4 protein-coding genes, 1 tRNA gene and 1 pseudogene are annotated in these 3,835 nt (G+C 59.4%); all 6 read right to left on the bottom strand.

The features are described 5' to 3' along the window. Window positions 1-263 (bottom strand): annotated as a pseudogene (locus tag V6C16_RS09040) (gephyrin-like molybdotransferase Glp); the annotation flags it as partial. A gap of 140 nt (window positions 264-403) precedes the next feature. Beyond that, window positions 404-479 (bottom strand) — tRNA-Thr (locus tag V6C16_RS09035). A 55-nt stretch (window positions 480-534) separates the two neighbouring features. Continuing rightward, window positions 535-915 (bottom strand): hypothetical protein, encoded by a 381-nt coding sequence (locus tag V6C16_RS09030; RefSeq protein WP_333543045.1) that lies wholly within the window; start codon window positions 913-915, stop codon window positions 535-537. A gap of 119 nt (window positions 916-1,034) precedes the next feature. Continuing rightward, window positions 1,035-2,009 carry a tRNA glutamyl-Q(34) synthetase GluQRS gene (gene gluQRS / locus V6C16_RS09025; protein ID WP_333543044.1) on the bottom strand — a complete coding sequence of 325 codons (975 nt, stop codon included), beginning with the start codon at window positions 2,007-2,009 and terminating at the stop codon, window positions 1,035-1,037. Between the two features lie 420 nt (window positions 2,010-2,429). Next, a complete protein-coding gene (locus V6C16_RS09020) occupies window positions 2,430-3,419 on the bottom strand; it encodes an NlpC/P60 family protein (RefSeq protein ID WP_333536082.1) in 990 nt (329 codons plus the stop codon). 139 nt (window positions 3,420-3,558) lie between these two features. Further along, window positions 3,559-3,835, bottom strand: a 277-nt coding sequence (locus V6C16_RS09015) for a flagellar basal body rod C-terminal domain-containing protein (RefSeq protein ID WP_333543043.1), incomplete at its 5' end; no start/stop codon positions are given.

Genomic DNA, 3,835 nt, shown 5'->3' with positions numbered 1-3,835 from the left:
CTGGCCCCCATAGGGCAGTCGCCCGCGCATTCCACAAGGGCAGGGCTGCCCTCCTGTGCGCCAAACACATCGCGCGCCCGCACGGCATATCCGTCCATGGTGGAGCGGTCAAAGCCGGGCAGGTTTTCAGGGGCGAAAAAATCGTGCGCCAGACGGCGGCCGCGGGCGTTATCCAGAGAAACGCTTTCATGCGCAAGCACGGGGAACGAGCAAATGTGTTCAAGAACGGATTCCACGGACTGCAAGGTCAAAAAAGCTTTCATGCCTGGCCTCCGGACGGCGTTTCCGGTATTGCCCGCCGCGCGACTGCGCAGCAGGAAAAATGATGTGCGCGGCTTGGGCGCAAATGACGGGAATATACACAAAAAAAGGGCTTACGACATGCGTAAACCCTTAATTCCTGTGGAGCCAGCTGCGAGAATTGAACTCGCTACCTGCTGATTACGAATCAGCTGCTCTACCAAGTGAGCTAAGCTGGCGACCGGATTCTATTGCCAAAAAAGAGCCGGGCTGTCAAGGCGCTTTGCCCGTGGTTTACGCCTTTTCCAGGGTCAGGGGAATGGCGTGAACTTCATTGCTCACTTCTTCGGTATGGCCCAGCTTCCATTTCAGGTTTTCCACAGGCCAGCCCAGGCGCTGGGCCACGTCGCGGGCAACACCCGCCACGTTGAGTACGGGGTGGCGCTGGAACACCTGCGGCAGGCCGTAGGTCAGGTTACAGGCCAGGCATTTGCCCGGCCGCTGCCGCAGTTCAAAGGCCATGCGGGCGGTTTCGGGCGTTGCCTCGCGGCACACAAGGCTGATGTCATAAGCGCCTTCTTCCGCGCCGCCGAAAAGGGCATCAAAAAAATCGTCCGCGCGGGTAGCAGGAAAGATTTCGTCCAGAAAGGCTTGGTCAAGATTTTGCGAAGTCATACACTTCCCCCATGAGGCTGTGAGATATGCTGTCGTTAAAAAGAGACCGGGCGTGCGCTTTTCGGAGCGGCATCGTGGCTGCCCTTCCGGTTGCGCGTTTTCCGCCCGTGCCGGTTTTGTCACAGCAGCCCGCGCAGGTGACTGCTTTCAAGGCGCACGTCCTGTCGTGGCAGACGGCTCCAGTCAAAGGCGGGCATAAGTTCCGCCGGGCTTGCGCTTTGGGCGGAAAATGTCAGACCTGCCAGATGCCCCAGCAGACCCGTGATGCGGCGCGGATCAACCCCTTGTTCCCGCAGGCAACGCAGGGACAGGCTGTTGTGGCGCTTGGCCAGGCGCTCTCCCTCTGCATCCAGAAGCAGGGGCACATGGGCGTAGGAAGGCGCACCATAGCCCAAGAGGTCGAGAAGAGCAATCTGGCGCGGGGTAGAGGGCAGAATGTCCCGCCCGCGCACCACCTGCGTGACGCCCATAAGCGCGTCGTCCACGGCCACAGCCAGCTGGTAGGCCACAACGCCGTCGGAACGCCGCAGGGCAAAATCGCCCCCGCACTGGGAAAGAAGAAAATTTTGTGGACCCATGACGGCATCAATAAAGGATATGGGCGTCTTGGGGCAGCGCAGGCGCACGCAGGCTTTGCGGCCCGAGCGCAGCATGCCCTGGATATGCTCATGGCTCAGATGGCGGCATGTTCCGGGATAGGGCGCGCCCGCGTCGTCCACATGCGGCGCGGCGGCAAGCTGACGCAATTCCTTGCGGGTGCAAAAGCAGGGATAGGTCAAGCCGGATTGTTCAAGCCGCGTCAGGGCCGTGTCATATATCTTGCCGCGCTGACTTTGCACGTAGGGACCGCAGGGACCGCCCGTATCGGGGCCATGATCCCAGTCAAGGCCGAGCCAGCGAAGGTCTTCCAGCAGAGCTGCGGCATAGTCCGGCCGTGAGCGCTGCGGGTCAATGTCTTCAATGCGCAGCAGTATCTGGCCGCCCTGTGAACGGGCGGCAAGCCAGGCCAGCAGAAAAGCCCAGGCGTTGCCCAGATGGATATATCCAGTGGGACTGGGGGCCAGCCTGCCGCAAGGGAAAGGTGGATGCTGCATGAGCTGTTCAGAAATATGCATGTCGTGCCGGGCAGTTTTTAGGGCGCCGGACGGCAGTTGCGCCGGAACCGGGCCTCACGCCCGCCTGTACTCCGCCCCCGGAGCAGTAGATGCCTCAAACCGCAGCCATGCCTGGAGCAATTTTGCTTTGCAGTGCTTGCGTAAAGGCAGATAAAACCTGCCGGCACCTTGTGGCACCGATTTTCAGGAGAAACCCTGGCAGCGCGGACAAAGTGTTTAGCCGTGAATAACTCCAGCCAGCCAAAGGCATGTGTCGCGCGTCTGTACACCGCAGTTTTTCTGTTTTTCCCGCCAGTGGCGGGCAGCAGATCTGTGTCGTGCCATGAGGCTGTCCACGGATGCCGCGAGAATTCGATATGCCCTGGCTGTTTCAAACCGCTGCCGCTTGCTCCGGCCTGATCAGGAATTGTTGTTTTTGCCTTTGCCCTGATTCTTTTTGTTCCCGGAGTCAGCCTTGGCTGCCGAGGTTTTGGCGGGCGCGGCTTTTTTGGTTTCAGTTTTTTTGGCTGTTGCCCCGGCCTTGTCCTGTGATTTGTTTTGTGTCTTTGCGGACGCGCCGGCAGACGTTTTTGCAGGCGCTTTGGTCGAGGTTTTGGCGGTTTGCGCGGTCTGTTTGGAGTTTTTGCTGTTCCGGCTTTCAGCGGCACGGGCCGAGGAGGCATTCTTCTTGTCGTTGCTGGCGACCTGTATGGTCGTATCCCGCTTTTTCTCGCGCGTATTTGTACGTTTGTTATCGCGCGCGGCGGCGCTGCTCCGGCTTTTTGCCGATTTTTTCTTGTCGCGGGCCAGTTCGCGCACGACCTTTTCTTCAGTAAAGTCGTTGAGGCGGCTTTCGGCCTGAGCCGTCAGGGTTTCGCCGCCTTCGACCTTGACGCGGCGAGCGCTGAGAAACGTGTTGCGAAAGTAGGGGTCGTCCAGCGAATTGATGCGCACCCTGGTGCGTTTGCGCGGGCTGTGGATAAATTTTCCATCGCCCACATAGATGCCTGTGTGGTAACCCCGCCGGGGGTGACGGAAGGCCACGATATCTCCGGCGCGCATATCTTCCACCTTGGTGATGCGCTGTCCGATGACAGACTGCTCGCGCGCAGTGCGGGGCAGCTGCACGCCGACGCTTTTATACGTCCAGCAGACAAAACCCGAACAGTCAAAACCGTCCGGGGTAGTTCCGCCGCGCACATACGGGGTGCCGATGGCTGACCTGGCCTTGCGCAGGAGCTGCTGACCGGCCTCTTGCTGGTTGGAATCAAAAGCCGCTTCATAGGAGCGTCGGAACCGCTCGGCGCGCAGACTGTCGATACTGTCTTCCTGTGAACCTTTCTTGGCGGCGCAACCGAAGGCCAACACGCAGCCCAGCATTAACGCGCACAGTTTCAGACATTTTCCCATCAGCGCTCCACAATGTTATGCCGGCCCAAAGGCGGCGGCAGGTCAGTCGGAAAACGGGGCATACCCCGGAATAAACCTGTCGGGCTTTCGGCCCCGGTTGTCTGTTCCGGCCGTGAGGCCGGGCGTATGGGCCTGCGGTTCAGGCTTTGATATCCAGCAGGGTTCCCAGCATGGCATCGCCGGTGCGCACTGTGGCGGCATTGGCTGTATAGGCATGCTGGGTTGAAATCATGGAAACCATTTCGCGGGCCAGATTGGTGACGCTGGGGCTTGTGGCCTCAAGCGGCAGGCCCGAACAGATAAAGCCTTTTTCCGGCAAACCCAAAGCTGCCCCTTTGGCTTTTTGCCTAAAAATGTATATTGTTTTTCCAAGGCAGGCATTGACCTTGCATAAAACGGCCTTATTCTTGCATATT

Source organism: Desulfovibrio sp. 1188_IL3213, assembly GCF_036763145.1.
In the GTDB taxonomy this organism is placed as follows: Bacteria; Desulfobacterota; Desulfovibrionia; order Desulfovibrionales; family Desulfovibrionaceae; genus Desulfovibrio.
This window is presented reverse-complemented; position numbering and strand designations above follow the sequence as displayed.